This window comes from Lichenibacterium minor (genome assembly GCF_004137685.1).
Classification (GTDB): Bacteria; Pseudomonadota; Alphaproteobacteria; order Rhizobiales; family Beijerinckiaceae; genus Lichenihabitans; species Lichenihabitans minor.
In genome coordinates this window covers 1-1,145 of record NZ_QYBB01000156.1, presented here as the reverse complement: position 1 = coordinate 1,145, position 1,145 = coordinate 1, and the positions used below count along the sequence as shown (strand labels likewise).

The window sequence follows — 1,145 nt, the reverse complement described above, 5'->3', positions numbered from 1 at the left end:
GCCGTTCGACGGCACGCCCGAGAACTCGTCGGCGCGAAACCCCTCCGCGGAAAGCCGGATGCCGGCGGATCCGGGTATCTGCGCCGTCACAGTGGCCTCGCCGTGGCCGCGATGCTGGCTGCCGCCTTCCGCCGTGACCCCGTTCACCTTGTCGCGAAGGGGATCGAAGGTGACGATGTTGATGACGCCCGAAACGGCATTGAAGCCATAGAGAGCCGCGCTCGGCCCCTTGATGATCTCGATCTGCCGGATGTCGCGCAGCGCCACGGGGATCAGCGGCCACGGCACGAAGCCGTAGTCGTCCTGGTACACCTGCCGACCATCGACCAGGACGAGGACGCGCGGGTTCAGGGCCGTGTTGTAGCCTCGGATGCCGACGGCCGCGTCGAGCTGCCCGTATCGGCGCACGTCGACGCCGGCCACGAAGCGCAGCACATCCGGGATGTTGTCGGCGCCCGAGCGGCGGATCTGCTCCGCGGTGACGATGTCCATGTTCACGGGCACGTCGCTCACCCGTTGCGGCTTGCCCGTGGCCGCGGTGGTGACCGGCTCGCCGAAGAGCTGCTCGGCATCGGTGTAGTTGACGGACTGTGCGGCGGCGGGGCTGGAAGCGAGCACGACAGTCGCGAACGCGATCGCAGGCAGGTGTCGCGTCATAGTTCTCGCACCATCATGATGAAGGCCGTGGCGAAGCGCACGCCTGCGGCGGCTGCATTGGTGCTGCTGAAGAAGATGGCGGTGTTGGGCGATGTCTGGATCGCGACGATGCAGGCCCCCTGCGACACCTGGTCGACCTCGCGCGTGATGCACGGGACCTCGTGCCGCCGCATGGCGCTCCTGAGGCGGCCGGAATCGGTCTCGACGGCGGAGAAGATGGCGTCGTAGCCTTCGAGCGCGCCGGCCTTGTCCTGCTCGATCAGCACGCCGCTCAACGTCAAGCTGCCGATCGCCTGCCCGGAGCCGAGGAACGTGTTCAGCGTGGCGGCTTCCCGGTACGATGTCGGGCTGGCCGGGTTGTAGATGAGGGCGATCTTGCGCGTGTCGCCCTTCCGGTCTTCCTGGAACTTCAACACGCGGCCCATGATCTGCACATCCTGCCTGGACGGCAGGTCGTCCGATCCCTCGCAAGGGCTCAATACGGTCAA

At 67.1% G+C, this 1,145-nt stretch carries 2 protein-coding genes; both read right to left on the bottom strand.

The window, feature by feature from the left end; translation table 11 throughout:
• Positions 1-618 (bottom strand): TonB-dependent receptor plug domain-containing protein (locus D3273_RS27820; RefSeq protein ID WP_165359767.1); only part of this gene is annotated, 618 nt, incomplete at its 3' end.
• A gap of 35 nt (positions 619-653) precedes the next feature.
• Positions 654-1,145, bottom strand: a 492-nt coding sequence (locus tag D3273_RS27815; protein ID WP_207210939.1) for a hypothetical protein, incomplete at its 5' end; no start/stop codon positions are given.